At 73.5% G+C, this 20,607-nt stretch carries 17 protein-coding genes; 7 read left to right on the top strand and 10 right to left on the bottom strand.

The features are described 5' to 3' along the window. Positions 1-2 precede the first annotated feature (2 nt). Positions 3-1,592, bottom strand: coding sequence for a carboxyl transferase domain-containing protein (locus AB4Y76_RS01070; protein WP_441921578.1), 1,590 nt, complete (start codon positions 1,590-1,592; stop codon positions 3-5). Positions 1,593-1,755: 163 nt separating this feature from the next. Next, positions 1,756-4,119, bottom strand: a complete 2,364-nt coding sequence (locus AB4Y76_RS01065; RefSeq protein ID WP_441921576.1) for a class F sortase — start codon at positions 4,117-4,119, stop codon at positions 1,756-1,758. A gap of 173 nt (positions 4,120-4,292) precedes the next feature. Between AB4Y76_RS01065 and AB4Y76_RS01060 the strand changes: the two genes are divergently transcribed. Further along, positions 4,293-4,841, top strand: coding sequence for an SACE_7040 family transcriptional regulator (locus tag AB4Y76_RS01060; protein ID WP_441921575.1), 549 nt, complete (start codon positions 4,293-4,295; stop codon positions 4,839-4,841). On the opposite strand, the gene AB4Y76_RS01055 is transcribed toward AB4Y76_RS01060, so the two are convergent. Continuing rightward, on the bottom strand, positions 4,807-5,520 hold the full coding sequence (locus AB4Y76_RS01055; RefSeq protein WP_441921573.1) for an SWIM zinc finger family protein: 714 nt from the start codon (positions 5,518-5,520) through the stop codon (positions 4,807-4,809). The genes AB4Y76_RS01060 and AB4Y76_RS01055 overlap by 35 nt on opposite strands. A gap of 19 nt (positions 5,521-5,539) precedes the next feature. After that, positions 5,540-8,257 (bottom strand): DEAD/DEAH box helicase, encoded by a 2,718-nt coding sequence (locus AB4Y76_RS01050; protein WP_441921571.1) that lies wholly within the window; start codon positions 8,255-8,257, stop codon positions 5,540-5,542. A gap of 103 nt (positions 8,258-8,360) precedes the next feature. Here AB4Y76_RS01050 and AB4Y76_RS01045 point away from each other — a divergent pair, with 103 nt between their 5' ends. After that, entirely contained in the window at positions 8,361-9,434 is a 1,074-nt protein-coding gene (locus tag AB4Y76_RS01045; RefSeq protein ID WP_441921569.1) for a GTP pyrophosphokinase, read from the top strand. Between the two features lie 11 nt (positions 9,435-9,445). On the opposite strand, the gene AB4Y76_RS01040 is transcribed toward AB4Y76_RS01045, so the two are convergent. Beyond that, on the bottom strand, positions 9,446-11,122 hold the full coding sequence (locus tag AB4Y76_RS01040) for a sigma factor-like helix-turn-helix DNA-binding protein (RefSeq protein WP_441921567.1): 1,677 nt from the start codon (positions 11,120-11,122) through the stop codon (positions 9,446-9,448). A gap of 151 nt (positions 11,123-11,273) precedes the next feature. On the opposite strand from AB4Y76_RS01040, the gene AB4Y76_RS01035 reads away from it, so the two are divergent. From AB4Y76_RS01035 to AB4Y76_RS01025, 3 genes are all read left to right on the top strand, one after another. After that, positions 11,274-11,747: a DUF2231 domain-containing protein gene (locus AB4Y76_RS01035; protein ID WP_441921565.1), complete on the top strand. Its 474-nt coding sequence runs from the start codon at positions 11,274-11,276 to the stop codon at positions 11,745-11,747. Positions 11,748-11,822: 75 nt separating this feature from the next. Then, positions 11,823-12,578, top strand: coding sequence for a septum formation family protein (locus AB4Y76_RS01030; RefSeq protein ID WP_441921563.1), 756 nt, complete (start codon positions 11,823-11,825; stop codon positions 12,576-12,578). A 156-nt stretch (positions 12,579-12,734) separates the two neighbouring features. After that, positions 12,735-13,256 (top strand): hypothetical protein, encoded by a 522-nt coding sequence (locus AB4Y76_RS01025; RefSeq protein WP_441921561.1) that lies wholly within the window; start codon positions 12,735-12,737, stop codon positions 13,254-13,256. A gap of 336 nt (positions 13,257-13,592) precedes the next feature. On the opposite strand, the gene AB4Y76_RS01020 is transcribed toward AB4Y76_RS01025, so the two are convergent. From AB4Y76_RS01020 to AB4Y76_RS01000, 5 genes are all read right to left on the bottom strand, one after another. Next, entirely contained in the window at positions 13,593-14,831 is a 1,239-nt protein-coding gene (locus tag AB4Y76_RS01020) for a DUF222 domain-containing protein (protein ID WP_441921559.1), read from the bottom strand. A 268-nt stretch (positions 14,832-15,099) separates the two neighbouring features. After that, a complete protein-coding gene (locus AB4Y76_RS01015; protein ID WP_441921557.1) occupies positions 15,100-15,885 on the bottom strand; it encodes an FAD:protein FMN transferase in 786 nt (261 codons plus the stop codon). Continuing rightward, positions 15,882-16,382, bottom strand: a complete 501-nt coding sequence (locus tag AB4Y76_RS01010) for an FMN-binding protein (protein WP_441921556.1) — start codon at positions 16,380-16,382, stop codon at positions 15,882-15,884. The genes AB4Y76_RS01015 and AB4Y76_RS01010 overlap by 4 nt, the downstream gene beginning before the upstream one ends. Before the next feature lie 4 nt (positions 16,383-16,386). Next, positions 16,387-17,793, bottom strand: coding sequence for a ferredoxin reductase family protein (locus AB4Y76_RS01005; RefSeq protein ID WP_441921554.1), 1,407 nt, complete (start codon positions 17,791-17,793; stop codon positions 16,387-16,389). 231 nt (positions 17,794-18,024) lie between these two features. Continuing rightward, positions 18,025-18,609, bottom strand: coding sequence for a TIGR00730 family Rossman fold protein (locus AB4Y76_RS01000; protein WP_441921552.1), 585 nt, complete (start codon positions 18,607-18,609; stop codon positions 18,025-18,027). Between the two features lie 45 nt (positions 18,610-18,654). Between AB4Y76_RS01000 and AB4Y76_RS00995 the strand changes: the two genes are divergently transcribed. Both AB4Y76_RS00995 and sthA read left to right on the top strand, forming a co-directional pair. After that, positions 18,655-19,131 carry a nucleoside deaminase gene (locus tag AB4Y76_RS00995; protein ID WP_441921550.1) on the top strand — a complete coding sequence of 159 codons (477 nt, stop codon included), beginning with the start codon at positions 18,655-18,657 and terminating at the stop codon, positions 19,129-19,131. Between the two features lie 39 nt (positions 19,132-19,170). Continuing rightward, positions 19,171-20,607, top strand: a complete 1,437-nt coding sequence (sthA, locus tag AB4Y76_RS00990) for a Si-specific NAD(P)(+) transhydrogenase (RefSeq protein WP_441921548.1) — start codon at positions 19,171-19,173, stop codon at positions 20,605-20,607.

The following is a 20,607-nucleotide window of genomic DNA, read 5'->3' as shown; positions in this document are numbered from 1 at the left end:
CCTCACATCCGGAAGATTCCGTAGCCGGGGTCCGGGATCGGGGCCTGCGCGGTCGCCGCGAGACCCATCCCGAGGACCCGGCGGGTGTCCGCCGGGTCGATGATGCCGTCGTCCCAGAGCCGGGCCGTGGAGTAGTACGGCGAACCCTGCTGCTCGTACTGGTCCCGGATCGGCGCCTTGAAGGACTCCTCCTCCTCGGCGCTCCAGGTCCCGCCGGAGCCCTCGATGCCGTCGCGGCGGACCGTCGCGAGCACGGACGCGGCCTGCTCGCCGCCCATCACCGAGATCCGGGCGTTGGGCCACATCCACAGGAAGCGCGGGTCGTAGGCCCGGCCGCACATGCCGTAGTTGCCGGCGCCGAACGAGCCGCCGATCACGACGGTGAACTTCGGGACCACCGAGCAGGCGACCGCGGTGACGAGCTTCGCGCCGTCGCGGGCGATGCCGTTGTTCTCGTACTCCCGGCCGACCATGAAGCCGCTGATGTTCTGCAGGAAGACGATCGGGGTCTTGCGCTGGTTGCAGAGCTCGATGAAGTGCGCGCCCTTGAGCGCCGACTCGGAGAAGAGGATGCCGTTGTTGGCGACGATGCCGACCTTCATCCCCCAGATCGTGGCGAAGCCGGTGACCAGGGTCTCGCCGTAGAGGCGCTTGAACTCGTGGAACCGGCTGCCGTCGACGATCCGGCGGATCACCTCGCGGACGTCGTACGGGGTGCGGGTGTCGGTCGGGACGACCTCGTAGAGCGAGTCCGGCGACTGGTGCGGCTCGTCGATGCGGTCGGCCGCCTGCTGCTCGGGTGCGACCACCGCCGGCGGCAGCGTCTCGACGATCGAGCGCAGGATCGCGATCGCGTGCGCGTCGTCGTTGGCGAGGTGGTCGACCACCCCGGACCGGCGGGCGTGCACGTCGCCGCCGCCGAGCTCCTCGGCGGTGACGACCTCGCCGGTGGCCGCCTTCACCAGCGGCGGTCCGCCGAGGAAGATCGTGCCCTGCTCCTTGACGATCACGGTCTCGTCGGACATCGCCGGGACGTAGGCGCCGCCGGCGGTGCACGAGCCCATCACGGCGGCGATCTGCGGGATGCCCTCGCCGGACATCGTGGCCTGGTTGTAGAAGATCCGGCCGAAGTGCTCCTTGTCGGGGAACACGTCGTCCTGCATCGGCAGGAAGGCGCCGCCGGAGTCGACCAGGTAGAGGCAGGGCAGCTTGTTCTGCCGGGCGACCTCCTGGGCGCGGAGGTGCTTCTTGACGGTGATCGGGTAGTAGGTGCCGCCCTTCACGGTGGCGTCGTTGGCGACGATCATGCAGAGCCGCCCGCTCACGCTCCCGATGCCGGTGACGATGCTGGCGCTCGGCACCGCGTTGTCCTCGCCGTCGGCCCCGTACATCCCGTACGCCGCCAGCGGGCTGAGCTCGAGGAACGGGCTGCCGGGGTCGAGCAGGAGGTCGATCCGGTCGCGGGCGAGGAGCTTGCCGCGGTCGAGGTGCTTGGCCCGGGCCTTCTCCGAGCCGCCCTGCCGGACGAGCGCGAGACGCTCGCGGAGCTCGTCGACGAGCCCGGACATCGCGGTGGTCATCTCGGTGGACACCAGGTCTCCTTCTCGCCGGCCCCGGGGAGGGCGCGGAGCACCCTCCCCGGCGCGTGGTTAACGATCACTAACCTAGCCTAAGGGCACGGGACGAACCGAGTCCACCTTGGCCACGTCGTGCGGTCCGGCGCAAGGGTTTCGGGACGGTCGCCGCGCGACCTGCTCAACCAGCGGGTGTCACCGCCTGCGCCGTCACCACGAGGTTGTCGGCGTAGTGGAACCCACCACCGGGGAGAGTGATCCGGCTGGTGCAGGTGATCAGCCGGAGCAGGTGCGGCCCGTCGGTGCGGAAGACGTCGACCGGCAGCGGACGGCTGCGCGGGTAGCGCGCCACGCCGGTCACGGTGAACCGGTGCGCGACCCCGGCGGCGTCCACCCAGACCACCTGCTGCCCGCGCCGGGCGCGGGCCAGGGCCGCGAGCGGTCCGGGACGGTCGGCGTGGTCGGAGACGTGCCCGGCGAGGACGCTCGCGCCGACCACGTCGGAGGAGACGGCCGTCGACGACAGCCAGCCGATCCGGCCGGTCGAACCCGGGACGGCCACCGCACCGCCGCGGACGCCCACCGGGTCCACCGGCACCTGGATCCCCAGCGACGGCACCCGGAGCACCCCGACGCCAGCACCGGCGCCAGCACGGGCGCCAGCACGGGCGCGATCGGCGTCGAGCCGGCTGAGTGCCAACCGGGCCCGGGGCACCGCGGACGGACCGGTCGGCACGCTCGGCACCGGGCTGACCGGCTTCCGGGTCACCAGCGAGGTCTCCACCGCCAGGCCCGGTGGGCTCGTGGCCGCCAGCGTCGTCCCGGTCGCCGCCGCGTTCTCGCTCCAGGTGTAGCAACCCGGGCGGCCCACGCGGGCCTGTCCGGTCAGGTAGCTGCCCGCACGCTCGGCGTCGAACGCGCCCCGGGCCGCGACCGGCGAGCCGGCCCAGCGCGCAGCGGCGATCCGCTCGCACCCGGCCTTGCCGCTCGCCCCGTCGCTCGGCGCCAGCGGCCCGTGCAGCGTCCAGCTCACCCGGATCCGGTCCGGCCCGCTGATGCAGCCCACCTGCACCCGGTCCTGGAGCAGGTCCCCGAGGAGCGCCCGCTGCCGGGAGGTCGCCGTCGCCAGGCAGGGCTGGCTCTTCGGGCGGACCACCAGGGTCGTCTCGGCCGGCACCCCGGGCGCGGTCGCCACCGGCTCGGTGGTGCTCGTCCCGGGCCGGTCCTCGACGTAGGTCAGGCAACCGACGTCGGCCGGCCGGACCCGGTAGTCCGGCGTGGTCCAGGTCCCGTCGCCGCTCGTCGTGACCGTCCCGCGCGCGAGCACGGACGCGGTGCCCCAGACCTCGGCGCCCGCACCGGGGCACGACCCGGCGGCGTCCGGCGGGACCGGCCCCAGCAGGGACCAGCGGAACTCGCCGGCGGCTCCCCCGGTGCCGGCGACCACGACGCTGTCGTGGACCAACGCTCCGGGTTCGACCCGCTGGGCGGATGCCTGCGTGACCAGGGTCGGGGTCGACCGGACGATCACCGCGGTGGCCGTCGCCCGGGCCTCCACCGAGTCCTGGTGACCGATGAGCCCGCGCTGGCTGTGCCGCGAGGCCTGACCCGGGTGCGGGTTCACGGCCCACCGCAGCGGCCGGAACAGCTCGGGGCGCCGGCTCGGGGCACCGGTCACCCGGGCGGTGACGGTGGCGCTCCCCGGCGCGACCGGTGCGGTCAGCTCGACCCGCGCGGCACCGTCGGCGCCGAGACGGACCGAGCTCGGTCCGGCGAAGCCGTGGTAGCCGAGCCGCACCCGCATGTCCTGCGGCCTTCCGGCGCCGCTGGTGCCGCGCACCGTCGCCGCGAGGCGCTCCCCCGGGGTGACCACGGCGTCGGGCCCGGGGTCGATCCCGATCGCCAGTCGCCACGGGCCCCGGTGCGCGACGGCGTCGGCCCAGAGCGACCGGGCACGGCGGACCACGTCGGCGCCGATGAAGGCCACGTCCCGGACCCGGCCGGCCACGGTCAGGCCTCCGCCCATCCCGTGACCCAAGCCGTGACCCGCCCCGTGACCCGTCCCGGGGTCGCCGCTGACGTCGCTCATCACCTGGCGGATCACCAGGGCGATCGCGGCCGCCGTGCGGTCGTCGACCCGGGAGGCGGGGTGGGCGGTGACCAGCGCGTTCAGGGCCGCGACGGTGGCGGCTCCGACCCGGCCGCCGAGGCTCGTCCGCAGGTCGCCCCGGACGACGACCAGGCGGTGCCCGACGCCCCAGTCCGTCGCGAACGCGTAGTCGATGCAGTACATCTCGACGCCGTCGTACCCGCGGAGCGTGCCGAGCCAGTAGGTCCCGCCGCCCGGGTCGGCGAAGCAGGCGCCGCGGCGGATCCCGGTGTCGTGGCGGGCGCAGCGCTCGTCCGGGACCGCCCGGGCTCCGGGACCGGGGGGCGCACCGGGGGACGGACCGGGGGAAGCGGCGCCGGCGCGGTCCGGCAGCGGTGTCCCGGGAACCCCGAGGACACCCAGGCCGACGAGACCGACGAGCAGGGACAACAACACGGACAGGAGACGGATTGGTCGCAGCAGGCTCATGGCGCAGTTCTAGGAACCGACCGGGTCCGGCCGCGACCAGGCGACCCGCACCTGGGGACGACCTCCCCCGGAGCGTTCCCTGTGGACGAAGCCCTCGCCCCGAGGTGAACGTCCGCTCACCCGGCCTCTACACTCCTCCGGTGACCAGCCGCCGTGAAGAGATCCTCGAGATCGCGGCCGGACTGTTCGCAGAACGCGGTTTCCACGGCGTCTCCATCGCCGAGCTCGGCGCGGCCTGCGGGTTCTCAGGGCCGGCCCTCTACAAGCACTTCCGCAGCAAGCAGGCGATCCTGTCGGAGATGCTCGTCTCCATCAGCGAGCAGCTGCTCGCCGAGGGCCGCGCCCGCGTGCGGGCCGCCGAGGACGACAAGTCCGCCCTCGTCTCGCTGATCGACTGGCACGTCGACTTCGCGCTCGCGCACAAGCCGCTCATCGTCGTCCAGGACCGGGACTGGGCCGCGCTCCCGCTCGAGGCGCGCGAGAAGGTCCGGGAGACCCAGCGCAAGTACGTGGAGGTCTGGGTCAAGGTGCTGCGCAACATCGACGGCGACCTGCCGCTTCCCTCCGCGCGGGCGACCGTGCACGCCGCGTTCGGCCTGATCAACTCCACGCCGCACAGCGCGCTCGCCTCCGACGAGGCGATGCGCGAGATCCTCACCGGGATGGCTCAGCGCGCCCTGCTGGGCTGAGCAGCCGGCTGACCGCCTCGTCGTACGCCGCCACCGCGGTGTCGGCGAGCCCGTGGCCGGCCGGCGCCTCGTCGGCGATGCCGAGGATCTGCCGCGCCCGCCGGGAGGCGTCGTCGGCCTCCTCGCCGGCGCCCGTGGCCGGCTCGACCCCGTCGAGCAGCGCCTCCCGGGTGCGCCCGCGGAGCAGCAGCAGGGCGTAGGGGTCGCCGTCGAGGTGCCAGGCCAGCTGGTAGAGCAGCGCGAGCGCGTGCAGGCACGGCTGCGCCCAGGCGTCGCACTCGCACGCGGTCTCCAGGTCGCCCGGCCCGGGGAAGAGCTCCACCCCGGCCTCGTCGGCGTGCTCGACCAGCGCCGAGGGCAGCTCGCCGGACTCCAGCGCCGCCAGGTACCCGGCCTCGCGCGCGACCTCGACGGCGAACCCGGCCCAGGCCTCCTCGTCGAGCCGCTCGACGCGGACCTGCGCCATCAGCGCCGTCGGGCTGCCCGGGTCGACCACGACCGACGCCGTCCCGGCGAGCACCATCACCGCGCCCAGACGGCCGGAGCGGGCGAGCGCCCGGGCGGTGACCAGGTCGCTCGGCTCGAGGACGGTCTCCTCGAAGCTGCGCACCCAGGCCCGGCCCCACCAGGTGGCGCCACGGGCCGCCGTGCCGCGGACCCGGCCCACCCGCGGGTACACGGTCGGGTCCTCGCCGTGCCTAACCACGGGACGGCCGCAGTCGGACCAGGTCGCGCAGCTCGGCGTTGCTCAGCTCGGTGAGCGCGGTCTCGCCGGAGCCGAGCACGGCGTCGGCCAGACCGCGCTTGCGGGCGAGCAGGTCGCCGACCTTCTGCTCGATGGTCCCCTCGGTGACGAACCGGTGCACCTGCACCGGGCGGGTCTGGCCGATCCGGTAGGCGCGGTCGGTGGCCTGGTCCTCGACGGCCGGGTTCCACCACCGGTCGACGTGGATGACGTGGTCGGCGCGGGTCAGGTTGAGTCCGGTGCCGCCGGCCTTCAGGGAGAGCAGGAACACCGGTGCCGCACCGGCCTGGAAGTCGGCGACCATCCGCTCGCGGGCCCGGACCGGCGTCTGGCCGTGCAGGAACAGGGTGGGCACCCCGGAGGCGGCGAGGTGGCGTTCGAGCAGGCGCGCCATCGCGACGTACTGGGTGAAGAGGAGCACGGCCCCGCCCTCGGCCAGGATCGTGCCGAGGAGCTCGTCGAGGAGGTCGACCTTCTCGGAGCGGCCCTTGATCCGGCCGTTGGCCTGGCGCAGGTAGTGCGCCGGGTGGTTGCAGATCTGCTTGAGCCCGGTGAGCAGCGCCAGCACCAGCCCGCGACGGCTGTCCTCGTCGGCCTGCTCGATCCGCTCCATCGAGGTGCGGACCAGGGTCTCGTAGAGGACGACCTGCTCCTGGGTCAGTCCGACGAGCTGGTCGGTCTCGGTCTTCGCGGGCAGCTCCGGGGCGATCCCCGGGTCCGACTTGCGGCGGCGGAGCAGGAACGGCTCGACGAGCTGGGCGAACTTGCGCGCCAGCGCCGGGTCGGCGCCGCTCTCGATCGGCGCGGCCCAGGCCTTCCGGAACGCGTTGCGCGACCCGAGCAGGCCGGGCGTGGCCCAGTCCAGGATCGCCCAGAGCTCGGTGAGGTTGTTCTCCACCGGCGTGCCGGTCAGCGCGACCCGGCAGGTCGACGGGACCAGGCGCAGGTTGCGTGCCGTCGAGGAGCCCGGGTTCTTGACGTGCTGGGCCTCGTCGGCGACGACCAGGTCCCAGGCGACGCCGGCCAGCGTCTCGTGGTCGGCGCGCATCGTCTGGTAGGTGGTGAGGACGAAGCCGTCGGTCACGTCGGAGAGCTCCCGCCGGGCCCCGTGGAAGCGGCGTACGGCGACGCCCGGCGCGAACCGCTCCACCTCGCGCTCCCAGTTGCCGAGCAGGGACGCCGGGCAGACCACCAGCGTCGGACCGGTGGAGAGGCCGCGGTCGCGGCGGTGCAGGTGCAGCGCGATCAGCGTGATCGTCTTGCCGAGGCCCATGTCGTCGGCCAGGCAGGCGCCCAGGCCGGCGCCGGTGAGCTCGGCGAGCCAGGTCAGCCCGTGCCGCTGGTAGTCGCGCAGGCTCGCCGCCAACCCGGGCGGGTCCGGCAGCGGCGGTGCCGTCGCCGCGTCGACGATCCGGGCGCGCACCTTCTCCAGGGTCGCGCCGGCGTGCACCTCCACGACCGCGCCACCGTCGTCGATCTCCCCGGTGAGCACGGCGCGCAGCGCCTCGACCGGCTTGAGCTGCTTGCCGCCGCGGCGCTCCCGCCCGACGGCGGCGCGGGCGCGGCGGGCGGTCGCCGGGTCGATCACCACCCAGTTGTCGCGCAGCTTGATCACCGGGCTGGTCGCCTCCGCCAGCGCGGTCATCTCCTGGTCGGTGAGCGGGTCGTTGCCGAGCGCCAGCTTCCAGTCGAACCGGAACAGCGCCTCCGGCCCGAACAGGCCGGTCATCAACGGCTCCTCGCGGGAGCCCCCCGACCCGGACGCGACCTCGACCCGCGCCCGCGGCGTGAGCTCCTGGCGCAGCCCGCGCGGCCAGTAGACGTCGACGCCGATCGAGGCCAGCGCGCCGAGGCCGTGCTCGAGGAGGTCGGACAGCTCGTCGCCGTCCAGGACCAGCCGGTCCGGCACCGGCAGGCGCAGCAGCCGGTCCAGCACCGGCCAGGCCACCGCGGCCTTGCGCAGCGCGACCCCGGCACCGGCCCGTGCCTGCCGGGAGAACCCGTGCCCGTCAGCGCCCGCGCCGGCGCCCTGCCAGAGGTCGGCGGCGTCGACGACGTGGGTCGCCAGGTCCAGCTCGTGCACCTGCGGGACCACGCTCACCGAGCCGCCGACCAGCTCCTCCTCGGGCGCCTCGACGCGCAGGCTGACGTAGACCTCGGTGACCAGGCCCGGGTCCTCGCCCACCCGGTCGGCGAGCCGGTCCGCCAGCGACCGGGAGGGAGCCTCCGCCCTCGTCCGGCTGCGCGCGAACGCGCCGCCGGACGGATCGGCCGGCTGCCGGGTCATCGTGTCGGCCACCGCGTCCAGCAGGCCGCGGAGCAGATCCTCGGCCTCGGACGTGGCCAGGTCGTCGTACGTGCGGGCCTCGGCGAGGGTCCGGACCCGGTCGTCGTCCTCGGCGTGCAGCGGCCCGACCTGCCAGGAGGTGCCGGTGGCGTCGCGGCACAGCCGCCCGGCGGCGACCAGCTTCATCGCCAGCATCGTCCCGGCGCCCAGCAGCGTCACCGACGCGTGCGCCTCCTCGGCGCGCATCGCCCGGGTCAGCACCGGGATCGCCCCGCGCATCGGCAGCCGCACGGTGCGGTCCTGGCCGGTGAACTCGACCTCGCTGTCCCGCGGCGGGTCGGCGAGGTGCAGCGTCGCCCGGCCCTGCAACGGAACGAAGCTCACGCGAACCTCCGCGACTCGGGGTGGACCAGTGAATGTAGCCCGCGGCTCCGACAGACCCGCGCTCCCGTGCCCGGGGGTCGATCGCGTGCACCATGATGGAGACGTGACCGACGCCAGGACCGACCCGAGCCGCGACGCCCGAACCGAGAGCGACCCGCCCGAGAACGAGGAGGGCCAGGGCGACCCCGTCCACGGGGCCGTCCAGGCGTACGCCGAGCTCCAGCCGCGGCTCGGCGAGGTCACCGACCACTACACCGACCTGATCACCACGCTGCTCGACGACGCCGGCATCAACTACCTGTCGGTGACCGGGCGCACGAAGAGCGTGGCGTCGTACGCGTACAAGGCGAACCGGCTCGCCCAGCGCGGCGTCGACGCCGACGAGGGGATCAACGACCAGGTCGGCGTCCGGGTCATCACCTACCTGCTCAGCGACGTCGCCGCGGTCGCCGAGCTGCTCACCGACCAGCTCGTCGTCCTCGACGACCGCGACCTCGGCCAGCAGACCGCCAGCGAGGGCCGGTTCGGCTACTCCAGCCGGCACCTGCTCGTCGACGTCGACCCGTCCCGGGGCGGTCCGCTGGTCCGGCCGGCGTCGGTCCAGGTGCGGACGGTGCTGCAGCACGCGTGGGCCGAGTTCGAGCACGACATCCGCTACAAGGGCACCGTGCCGGAGGAGTTCGTGCCCGACCTGGACCGCCGGTTCACCCTCGCCGCCGGCCTGCTGGAGCTCGCCGACCGGGAGTTCTCCGAGATCCGCGACCGGATGAAGGCCGCCGTCCCGCACACCACCGACGAGGATCCGCGCGACCCGCGGATCAGCGCGCAGGACCTGGCCTCGTTCCTCACCGTCGAGTACGCCGGAGCGGGCTGGTCGCGCACCGACCACTACACCTGGATCTCCGGGCTCCTCCTCGAGCTCGGCGTCACCTCCCTGACCGAGCTCGGCGGCCTGCTCACCTCGGTCGACAGCGCGGCCATCGCCTCCCGGATGGCCTACAAGTACCCGCCGGGTGCCGTCCGCCGGCTCGACGACGCCCTGCTGGCGATCTTCGGGCGGCGCTACGTCGACCTCTACGGCAACGCCCACCGGGTCGACCAGCTGGCCGCGCGCCTGGAGAGGATCCGCGGCGAGGACCCCGGCCGGCCGCCGGTCGACGCCGGCACCATCGCCTGATCCGAGCGTCCTCAGCGGGCCAGGTGGTGCTCGCCGCGGAGGTGGGCGACGTTCTGGCAGGAGCCGGTCGCGATGTCGCAGCGGACCAGGTAGCCGGCGGTGACGTCATCGGACCGCGCCGACCGGACGTCCATCACGACGGTGGTGCCGAGCTCGCGACGCAGGGTCGTACGGACCAGGTACGGCGGTAGCCGCAGGACCACCTCGCGCCTGCGCACACCCGGCCCGGGCCCGACGCCGGACCTCGACCCAGGCTGGGTGACGGACGCGGCCCACGGCAGGCTGCGTGCCCGCAGGGTCCCGTCCCAGCCGGTGTAGATGATCCAGCCGGGGACCGCGAAGTCGGGCTCGGGCCGGTCCGTGCTGAAGCTCGGCCGGAACCGGTCCCCGACCACCGAGCCGACGGTGACGCTGTAGGACCTCGACATCAGGTCGACGGCGACGACGTCGTCGCCCACCACCTGGCGGATGATCCGGCCGTCGAGTTCGCGGAGCAGGCGGACGGTGCCGTGGCGGAGGTCCCAGACCCAGCTCCTGCCGGCGGACGGCAGCGACGCGATCAGCTGGCCGGACCGGGTGATGCCGGTGACCCGGAACGAGTCGTGGCAGCAGGAGGCGCCGACCGGGAAGCTCCGCTGCAGCCGCCGGCCACCGGTCAGCGGGTGCACCACCACGACGGCCCCCGTCCCGGCTCCTGTCCTGGCTCCCGTCCCGTCCCCCATCCCTTCCTGGCGCCAGGCGACCCAGCGGCCGTCGGTGTCCACGACCGGCTCCCCGACCGAGGTGCGGGCGAGCACGGTGCGCTTCGTGGTCGCCGACTCGAAGAGCTCGATCCGCCCGCCGGGGTAGGTGATCACCAGGTTCGAGCCCGCCTTCGCCAGCGCCACCGGTTGCTGCGGCAGGCGGACCTCGGCCGGGCCGAAGTCGAGGACCCCGCCCGACACGTACGGCGCCCGCGGCGGCGTACCGACGGGGACCTGTCCCATCCGGGTCGGCAGCACCGGCCGGCCGGTCGCGCCGGCGGTCGCGGGCGGGGACGTCTCGGTGGCCGTCACGAGGGCCGAGGCGCCGACCAGGACGGCCAGCACGGCCCCGGCGACCGCCCACCCGCGCCGAGTACGCCGGGACCGGTCCGCGTGCCCCGCGACCAGGAGAGCGTCGACCGGCGGCAGGTCCGGGAGGACACCGGCGGCCTGGCCGCGCAGCTCGCCGCGGAGGTCGGCGTCGGTCGGCCCGGGATCGTTCTCCGGCGCAAGGTCGGTCGTGGGGTCCTGCTCGGTTTCGAGGAGCCGGCGCTCGGCGGAGGCGGCGTACGCCTCGGTCTCCTCGCGGGTCAGTCCGAGAGCCACCGCGATCTCGTCCGCGGGCAGCTCCTCGTAGCAGCGGAGCACGACCACCGCGCGTTCGAGCGGCGGGAGCGCCGCGACCCTGCCTCGCGCGCCGCCGGGAACCGCCGGGCTCGCACCCGCCTGCTCGACGCGCTCGACGAACCCGTCGAACAGGATCTGCTTCACGACCCGGTCGCGCGACGGCGCCTGCAGGACGTCGGGCCAGGTCCGGTACGCGCGCAGGAGCGCGTCGCGGGTGAGGCCGTCGGCCGCGTCCGGGCCGACGAGCAGAGCCGCGAGCCGGACGAGCAGGGGCCAGCGCAGCTCGACGTACTCCGCGAACGACGCGTCGTGGCCCATGACTCCACCTTCCTCCCCCGGTGGTGAAACGCGAGGGGCTCAGCGCCGGCGGACGAACCAGGACGTTTCAGGCTCCTGACAGGTTCTGTCCGGCAGCGTTCGGGGCACGTCCCCCTGAAGAGGCACTGAAGACGCCCCGAGAGAGGTTCCGATGTTCAACCTGGTCAACGGCCTGCCCGTCCACCCGCTCGTCGTCCACGCCGTCGTCGTCCTGCTGCCGCTCGCGATCCTCGGGACGATCGCGATCGCCGTACGGCCCCGGTGGCGCACCCGGTACGGGCACCTGGTCGTCGCTGCCTCCGCCGCCGCGACCGTGCTCATCCCGGTCGCCACGTCGAGCGGCGAGTCGCTCGAACAGCAGGTCGGCGACCCCGGCAAGCACGCCCAGCTCGGCGACCAGCTGATCTGGTTCGCGCTGCCGCTGCTGGCCCTCGACATCGCCCTGGTCTGGCTGGCGCGACGCCACGAGAAGTCGCCCGGCGACCGCACCGTCACCGCGCGGCGTACCGTCACGGTCGTCGCCGCCCTCAGCGTGCTCACCGCACTCGCCGCCGGCGTGCAGGTCTACCGCGTCGGCGACTCCGGCGCCCGGGCCGCGTGGGGCGATCAGGTCGCGTCCGGCTGAGGGCGTAATCCAAAGTCCTTCGCCTGGGTCTGACCTCCGGTAGGTTCTGCTGACCCGTCTCACCGGAGGTATCTCGTGTCCAGGCTTCGCACCGCGTCCGTCGTCACCGCCCTGCTCGCCGTCGTGGCGACCCTCCTGATCGTCTCGCCGTCGGACGCCGCCCCGTCACGCGGCACGGTCACCCGGCCCAAGGTCGGCCAGTGCCGGACGACGACGTTCGCGCAGAGCTTCGCCGCGTCCGACGCCCGCAAGCCGGTCTCCTGCGCGAAGCCGCACCGGATGAAGACCTTCGCGGTCGGCAGCCTGCCGCGGAAGTACAACCCCAAGCGGGCCAAGAGCGCGGTCTGGGGCCAGGCCGCGTCGGACCAGTGCACCCGTCGGTTCTGGAACGCAGTCGCCGCCGACCACGCCAAGCGCGAGCAGACGGCGTACACCTGGTCCTTCTTCATCCCGACGAAGGCCCAGCGCAGCGCCGGCGCACGCTGGATCCGCTGCGACCTCTCGCTCCTGGTGTCCCCGCCGGGCCAGAACAGCCAGTTCGCGCTGCTGCCGAACAACCCGTTCCCGATCCTCGGCGCCCGGCCGATCACCGACTCGGTGCGGCGCTGCCTCTCCGACAGCACTCACCACTACTGGACCACGTGCAACCGCGCGCACGCGGCCCGCGCCGACCAGACCTTCGTGCTCAACAGCACTGCGTACCCGTCGGACCAGGCCGTCGCCGACGCCGCCGCGACGCACTGCCCCGGCAAGCGGTTCACCGCCGCGGGCCACACCGACTGGCGGTTCGGCGACCACGTCGTCATCTGTTACTCGGTGACGACGTCCTGACCGGATCACTCGATCCCGTACGACGCCTGCCCGCCGGCCCGCCCCGCTGGCCGACCCGCGCTCAACTCGACAGGTCCGGTCTTCCAGCTCAGAAAGCGGTCGCGCGACTCGCTCCATGGCGACAATGGGCAGGTGGATGAGCGAGGTTCCTTCCGGGTGATCGCCGATCTGTCCGTTCTCACGCGGATCGCGATTGCGTACGCCATCTTCGCGGCTGCGATCGCAGGGGCAATCGCCGTCATCACTGCGATCGGGAACCAGGGCTTGGGATCCGGAGAATTGGCGGTCGCATCGGCCCTTTGCGTGGCGCTGTTCGTACTCCGTTCCTGCACCATGCCGTGGTGGTACCTGAAGGCCGGGCGCACACGCTACGAAGTTCGCGACGGGGCGCTCCGCATCTCGGTCGGCGAAAAGGCCGTCAGGATCATTCCGTGCGATGACATCAACCTCGTTCGCATCCAGGGACGTGTCGATTGGAAGAGCTGCCTCCTGAGCGGGTTCGGGGCATCCGATTTCCCGCGCGTAACGGTGAGGGCGGATCAGATTTACGTCGGGCCGCCGATCATGCTCTGGGGTGCGGTCGTGGAGAGCGCTTCGTCCGGCCTCGCAGGTGCTGTCCGGGCACAGAGACGGGGTCCGCGGCGCGCCATCGTGGAATCACCGGGCTCGCTCGAATAGCAGCACCCGATGGCCAGTGCGTCACACACGCGCCGATCTCGGCTGAGATCATGCACGCGTTGTGAGCGGAGCGGAGCATGACTCGCTACCGACCTCCGCTCTTGCGAACGTAGTTCTCAGCTCCACAGGCGGGGCACCAGATTCGGTACTCACCTCCGCTGCCGTCCTAGAAAGCGATCCAGTCCGCAGTCACGACAGCGTCAGCCTTCTCCGGACAGGCCACGGTGAGAGGCCGTGCTTGCGTTACCTGCAGTGCTGCCTCGACCCAGGCGTCCCGACTCGCGCTCACACCAGATCGTCAAGACGTCCGGGGTCGTCGGCATGAGCGGGCGATCGTCACGTCCTCCGGCTGAAGGTGACCTTGCCGTTAGGCCCGGCCTTCATCTGGAACCTCGCGTCGTGGGCGAGGGTGTGGTGGCGGGGGCAGAGGAGCCTGCCGTGCTCGATGTCGGTGGGTCCGCCGCGGCTCCACGGGATGCCGTGGTGGGCGCGGCACATCCCTGGCGGCCAGTCGCAGCCTTCGGCGGTGCAGCCGCCGTCCCGTCTGGCCAGGACGATGCGCTGGGCTTCGGTGTGGAAGCGGGTCTTGCGGCCCAGGTCGAGGACCTGGGACTTCGACCCGAGGACGGCCGGGATGATCCCGGCCTCGCAGGCCAGCCTCCGGGCCTCGCCGGCGGTGATCCGGTCCCCGGTGTCCAGGGTCGCAGCCGTGTCGGCACCGAGGAGGGCTTCCATCGTCATCGTGACCACGACGGTGGCGGCGATGCCGCCTGCTTTCGGGGCGTCGCGGCGGGTCTCGACGTACTCGATGAACGCCTGGCCCAGGCGGATCGGGCGGGCGACCTTCTCCCCGGCGGTGCCCTCCACTGCGGCCCGGTGCTTGGGCGCGGCCAAGCCTTCGAGGTGGCGGGCCAGCATCTGCCCGACCAGGACCGGGAGCTTGAACCGGCCCACCATGGAGCCGTGCCCGTCGGGGTTCATCGTCAGGGACGCCGTCTCCCGGGCGCGGCGCTCCTCGCCCTCCAGGAGCTTGCGTTCGTGGTCTTCGGCGACCTCGGGGGCCACGACCTCCAGGATCCGACGGCCCAGGAAGCGCAGCTCTTTGGGGTCGTGGTGCTCGGCCAGGGCGACCAGATGTGCCTCGGCCTCGGCCTTCGCGCTCGGGAGCGCGTCGACCGCATCGACGATCACGGCTGCTTGCTCGACCGACACCGCCCCGGCGCTCATCGCGTCCGCGGTCGCGGCGTGGCCGTCGTCGTCCAGACGACCGGCCAGCTTCACGGCCCGGTGCGCGGCGGGCTTCGTCGTTCGGGTCGAGTTGGCCCACCAGCCCGCGGTGTTCGCCGCACCCAACGGGTCACCGACCTGGTGCCGGTCGGCCTCGGCCAGCAGGCGTAGTTCCAGGGCGTCCAGGCGCCGCTTCGCGACCGCCAACGCGGGGAGGAGCGCCGTCAGGTCGGCGGGCGAGAGTGACCAGGTCGGCGCGGTGCCGTGCTCGTCGAGCAACTCCCCCAGGGCAGAGACCAGCTGCGCCACCGGATGCGGCGGCGCGGTAGTCAGAGAGCCCGAGGTCATGGATACAGATTAGGAACCGGCGCCGACAGTTTCGTGCCGGTTCTCGCGTTGTCCACAGCGGGTTTCGAGACAGGCGCTGCGCGCCTTCCTCAACCACCGGCGGTGGGGGCCGGGGGTGGGTTTCGAGACAGGCGCTGCGCGCCTTCCTCAACCAGCGGCGGTGGGGGCCGGGAGTGGGTTTCGAGACAGGCGCTGCGCGCCTTCCTCAACCAACGGGGGGGGTGGCGGGGGTGGGGGTGGGTTTCGAGACAGGCGCTGCGCGCCTTCCTCAACCGGCGGGGGCGAAGCCGACGGTCGTGCTCGTGCCGTCCGGCCTCACCAGCAGGGCGCTGCGGCCGCGGGAACGCAGCCAGGCGGGGGCGGCGTCTCCGAGGACGAAGGCGGCGGTGGCGTCGATGTCCGCGTCGGCGAGGGTGGGGGCGCGGACAGTGACCGAGGCCCAGGTCGTCGGGGTCGACCCGGTGCGCGGGTCGACGATGTGAGCGCCCCGGTGGACGAGGCCCGAGGTCGCGACCGCACCGTTGCGGACCGGGACCACCGCGACCACTTGGGTCGGGTCGGCCGGGTTCTCGACGCCGATCCGCCAGTCCGGGGCGTCCTCGCGCGTGGTCGAGCAGACCAGGTCGCCGCCCGCCGAGAGGCAGAAGTCGGTGTCGTCGAGGCGGCGCAGGACCTCGGCGGCCCGGTCCACCGCCCAGCCCTTGACGATGCCGCTCGGGTCGAAGGTGGTGGTGCCGTCCGGTCCGGGCAGCCGTACGCCGAACGCGCCGCCCGACTCCCGTCCCGCGACCTCCGCGCGGTCGAGCACCTCGGCCACCTCGGCCGGGCAGTCCGCGACCGTCACCTCGCCGCTACCGAGCCGGGAGACCCAGGAGTCCGCGCGGTAGGTGCTGAAGACCGCGTCGGCGTCGCGCAGCGAGGCGAGCGCGTCGGCCCAGGCGGCGTCACCCTCGGCGGTCCCCGCGTGCCGGCCGGCCAGGGCGAGGCTGATCGGCATCCCCATCACCTGCTCGACGCGGCGGACGAGCTCTCGCGGTGCCGCGGCGCGGGTCACAGGTTCGCCTGGTCGAGCGCGGACTGCAGCGACTTCAGGTAGCCGTCGCTGGTGACGGTGGCACCGGAGACCATGTCGATGTTCGCGCTCTGCGCGTCGAGGGTCTCCTGGATCAGCCGCGGGAGGGCGTAGTTGTTGATCTCGACGTCGCGCCCGTTCTCGTTCGGGTACTGCAGGACCGCGACGTCGGTGACCTTGCTGCCCGCGACGGTGAGCTCCACCTGCACCGGCCCCCAGCGGGTCTGCGCGACATCGCCGGTGACGGTGGTCGAGGACGACCCCGAGGAGTCCGGCGGGTTCGACCCCGAGCTGGTGTCGCCCGAGCCCGAGCCCGAGCCGGAACCCGAGCCCGAGGTGGATCCGGAGGCCGAGCTCGTGATCGGAGCCTGCGTCGCGGCGGCTCCCGTCGAGCCGGCTCCCGCCGTCGAGGTGTGGTAGCCGAAGAGGAGGACGAGGGCGGAGAGCGTGCTCAGGGCCCAGTACGTGATGCGCTTCATGAGATCACCAGCTGAAGGATTCGAGGTGCAGTTGGTCGTCGGGCAGGCCGGCCTCGCGCAGGGTGGCGCGGACGAGGTCGGTCCAGGGAGCCGGGCCGCAGACGTACACGTCCCGTTCGGCGATGTCGGGCACCCAGTAGCGCAGCGCCTCGGTGTCGGTGACGCCGCCGGCGTGCCGCGAGAGCCAGGAGCCGTCGTACCGGCGCCGCCCGGGCATCCGCAGGATGCGCAGGCCGCGTGCCGGCGCCAAGGCCTCGAGCTCACGGGCGAACAGCGGCTGGTCGGTGCAGCGCTCGAGGTAGACGGCGTCGCCCGGGGCGTAGTCGAGTCCTTCGGCCAGCGCCCGCAGCGGCGTGATGCCGACCCCGGCACCGATGAAGGCGACCTTGTCGCGGGTCCGCGGGCGGTCGCTCAGGCGGCCGTACGGTCCTTCGACGAGCACCCGGGTCCCGGGGGCCAGCCGGGCGGTGGCGTCGCTGCCGTCGCCGACGCCCTGGACCGTGATCCGCAGGCTGCGGCCGTCCGGGGCGGCGGAGAGCGAGTACGGGTTGCCCCGCGACCAGCCGGTCCCGGAGAGGAACCGCCAGGTGAAGAACTGACCGGCCTCGACGCGCATCCGGTCCAGGCGGCGGCCGGTGACGTGCACCGACCAGATCCCGTCGCCCTCGGGCACGACGGCGGCGACCCGGAGCCGGTGCCGCAGGTTCAGCACCAGCGGTCGGCCGACCCGGGTGACGAGGACGAGCGCCGCGGTCCCGGCCCACGCCGTCCACCAGAACACGGTCCGCCCGGTCGAGGAGGTGAAGTCCGTCCCGGTCCAGAGCTGGTGCGGCAGCGCGAGCCCGACGCCCAGGTAGGCGTACAGGTGCAGCAGGTGCCAGGACTCGTAGCGCAGCTTCCCGCGCGCCGCCCGGGTGCTGGTGACGACGACCATCACCAGGCACGCGGTGCCGGCCACGGCGAGCAGCATCCCGGGGTAGCTCACGGTCAGGTTCCAGAAGGTTCCCGGGGTCGCGGCCAGGCTCCCGGCGGCGTACCCCCAGGTGATCGTCGCGATGTGCAGCAGCATCAGGTTGAACGAGGTGAAGCCGACGAGCCGGTGCAGGTGCGCGATCCGGTCCTGGCCGTAGGCACGCTCGAGCGCCGGGAGCCGGGACATCAGCACCACCTGGGCCAGCAGCAGTACCGAGGCGATCAGGCCGCTGAGCCGGCCGACGGAGTCGAGGCCGTCGGTCCAGGTCGTGAGGTCCTGGACGCCGCCGCCGGCGACCCACCAGTACGTGACCAGCAGGAGCGAGAGCCAGAGCACCGCCACCGCTGCCAGCCGGACCCGGGCGTCGACCCGCGCCCGCCTGCCGCGGTCCCGGTACGACGTGAGCCGCACCGCCGCGCCCGGCGCGAGCGCGGTCATGACCCCCGTCCGTTCCTGATGTCGTCCATCGTGCCCTCCCCGGACTCCCTCTGTCTGGATCTCCAGCCTGCGGGCCAGACCCTGGGTCCAGGTGTGCCGTTGCTGTGCGGATCCTGTGAGCCCGGCCCGCCGTCCTGCGGCCGTACGACGAGACTGCGGGCGCGCCGCTGTCGCCAACCTGAACGACGAGGCGGCGACCGGCGGGGTTCAACCGCAGGGGGAAGGGCGGCCTTAGCCCGGCTGCTTCCCCGCGACCGGGACGCCGGCCCGCTCCGCCAGGCCGGTGAGAGCGTCGTCCAGGGTGCCGGCCACGACGACGTCGTCGAGCACCTCGCGGCGCATGAAGCCCGCGTCCGCCAGCCCGGCGAGGGCGTCGAGCAGCGGCGTCCAGAAGCCGGCGACGTCGAGGAAGCCCACCGGGTCGTCGTTGAAGCCGATGTGCCGCCAGCTCCACACCTCGACGATCTCCTCCAGCGTGCCGAGGCCGCCGGGCAGGCAGAGGAAGGCGTCCGCGAGCTCGGCCATCAGCGCCTTGCGCTCGTGCATCGTGCCGACGACGTGCAGCTCGGTCAGGTCCGAGCGGCCCCATTCGCGCTCGACCATCGAGCGCGGGATCACGCCGATCACCTCGCCGCCCGCGTCCAGCGCTCCCTGCGAGACCTCCCGCATCAGGCCGAACCCACCGCCGCCGTACACCAGGGCGATGCCGCGCTCGGCGAGCCCGCGGCCGACCTCGTAGGCGGTGCTCGCGAGGGCGGGATCGTTGCCCGGGCTCGACCCGCAGAAGACGGCGACACGTCGGAGGACTCGGCTCACCCGGGCAGTCTAGGTACGTTCGGGACCGGGACCCGAGGAGGACGCATGGATCACCTGGCTCACCTGGAGCGCTGCGTCGCGCTCGCCGAGACCGCGCTCGACGCCGGCCACGACCCGTTCGGATCGGTCCTCGTCGACGCCGAAGGCCGGGTCCTGGCCGAGGACCACAACCGCGAGGGGGACGGCGACCCGACCGCGCACCCCGAGATCGCGCTCGCCCGCTGGGCGGTCGAGCACCTGGACCCCGGGCAGCGCGCCGCCACCACGCTCTACACCTCCGGCGAGCACTGCCCGATGTGCTCGGCCGCGCACGCCTGGTGCGGCCTCGGCGCGATCGTGTACGCCGCCTCCGCCGCCCAGCTCACCGCCTGGCGCCAGGAGGAGGGCCTGCCCGGCTCCCCGGTGGCGGCGCTGGCGATCACCGAGGTCGCGCCGGGCATCCGGACGACCGGGCCGTTCCCCGAGCTGGCCGACCGGATCGCCGCGCTGCACCGGCGGCGGGCGGCGCAGCGGCGCGGCTGAGGTCTGTCGGTGGCGGTCGGCGCGCTCTAGTCTCGGCCCGTGGGGACTACCGTGCCCGAGCCGTTCGACCTCGTCGTGATCGGCTCCGGGCCAGCCGGTGAGAAGGCCGCCGCCAAGGCGGCGTACTTCGGCAAGCGCGTCGCGCTCGTCGAGCGCTCGGCCGCGTCGGTCGGCGGGGTGGCGGTGACCCAGCTCGGCATGGTGCCGACCAAGACGCTGCGGGAGGCGGCGCTCTACCTGACCGGCTTCCGCAAGCGCGAGATCTACGGCGTCTCCGTGGAGCTGGAGCCGGCCGCCGTCTACCGGCAGCTGCAGGCCCGCACCGACGAGGTCAGCGCCACGCTGAGCCGGGCCGTGCGCGAGAACCTCGACCGGCACCGCATCGAGCTGGTCATCGGCAGCGCCACCCTGTGCCGGGACCGGCGGGTGCTGGTGCGCCCAGAATTGAGCACAGAATCGGGCACCGATGCCGGGGCGCGGTTGCTGCAGGCCGAGGCGGTCCTGGTCGCCCCGGGCTCGCGGCCGTACCACCCGCCCGGCATCCCGTTCGACGACCCGGACGTCCTGGACGCGGAGCAGGTCTTCACGATCGACGCGACCCCGGCGAGCGTCGTGGTGGTCGGCGCCGGCGCCATCGGGACCGAGCACGCGTCGGTCTTCCAGGCGCTCGGCGCGGCCGTCACCCTGGTCGACGGCGCCGACCGCGTCCTCGGCTACGTCGACGCCGAGCTGTCCGCGGAGCTGCGCCGCATCCTCGAGGAGGACGGCATGGAGATCCGGCTCGGCGTGCGGATCACCGACGTACGCCGCGAGGCCGGCGGTCTCCTCATCACGCTCGACGACGGCAGCGAGCTGCGCCCGGACAAGCTCCTGTTCGCCTCCGGCCGCAGCGGCAACACCGAGGGCCTCGGGCTGGAGGAGGCCGGGGTCGAGGTCGACGACCGCGGCCGGATCGTCGTCGACGACCGCTACCGGACCACGGCGGCGGGCATCTACGCGGCCGGCGACGTGATCGGCCCGCCCGCGCTCGCGTCGTCCGCGATGGACCAGGGCCGGATCGCCGTCTGCGACGCCTTCGACCTGCCCGGGATCGCCAGCGTCGACGCGGTCGTCCCGACCGGCGTCTACTCGATCCCGGAGGTGGCCGGCGTGGGGCTGACCGAGCAGGAGGCGCGGCGCCGCGGCATCGACTACGTCGTCGGCCGCGGCCGCTACGCGACCAACCTGCGCGCCAACATCGCCGGGGCCACCGAGGGCCTGGTGAAGCTCGTCTTCCGCCGCGAGGACCGCGTCCTGCTCGGCGCCCACGTCCTCGGCGAGGCCGCGAGCGAGCTCATCCACCTCGGGCAGGCGGCCCTGCACCACGGCGACACCGTGACCTACTTCCTGGACACGACCTTCAACGTCCCGACGTACGCCGACGCCTACAAGTACGCCGCCTACGACGCCCTGGGCGGCCTCGAGGCGGACGGGTAG

It is taken from the genome of Marmoricola sp. RAF53 (assembly GCF_052114005.1).
In the GTDB taxonomy this organism is placed as follows: domain Bacteria; phylum Actinomycetota; class Actinomycetes; order Propionibacteriales; family Nocardioidaceae; genus Marmoricola.
Note: the sequence above shows the minus strand (reverse complement) of the source record. Positions and strands in the feature narration are given on the sequence as shown.

Coding starts and splice junctions, on each gene's coding strand:
- AB4Y76_RS01035 (WP_441921565.1), top strand. CDS start 11,274: ATGTTCAACCTGGTCAACGGCCTGCCCGTCCACCCGCTCGTCGTCCAC.
- AB4Y76_RS01020 (WP_441921559.1), bottom strand. CDS start 14,831: ATGACCTCGGGCTCTCTGACTACCGCGCCGCCGCATCCGGTGGCGCAG.
- AB4Y76_RS01010 (WP_441921556.1), bottom strand. CDS start 16,382: ATGAAGCGCATCACGTACTGGGCCCTGAGCACGCTCTCCGCCCTCGTC.
- AB4Y76_RS01005 (WP_441921554.1), bottom strand. CDS start 17,793: ATGACCGCGCTCGCGCCGGGCGCGGCGGTGCGGCTCACGTCGTACCGG.
- AB4Y76_RS00995 (WP_441921550.1), top strand. CDS start 18,655: ATGGATCACCTGGCTCACCTGGAGCGCTGCGTCGCGCTCGCCGAGACC.
- AB4Y76_RS01040 (WP_441921567.1), bottom strand. CDS start 11,122: ATGGGCCACGACGCGTCGTTCGCGGAGTACGTCGAGCTGCGCTGGCCC.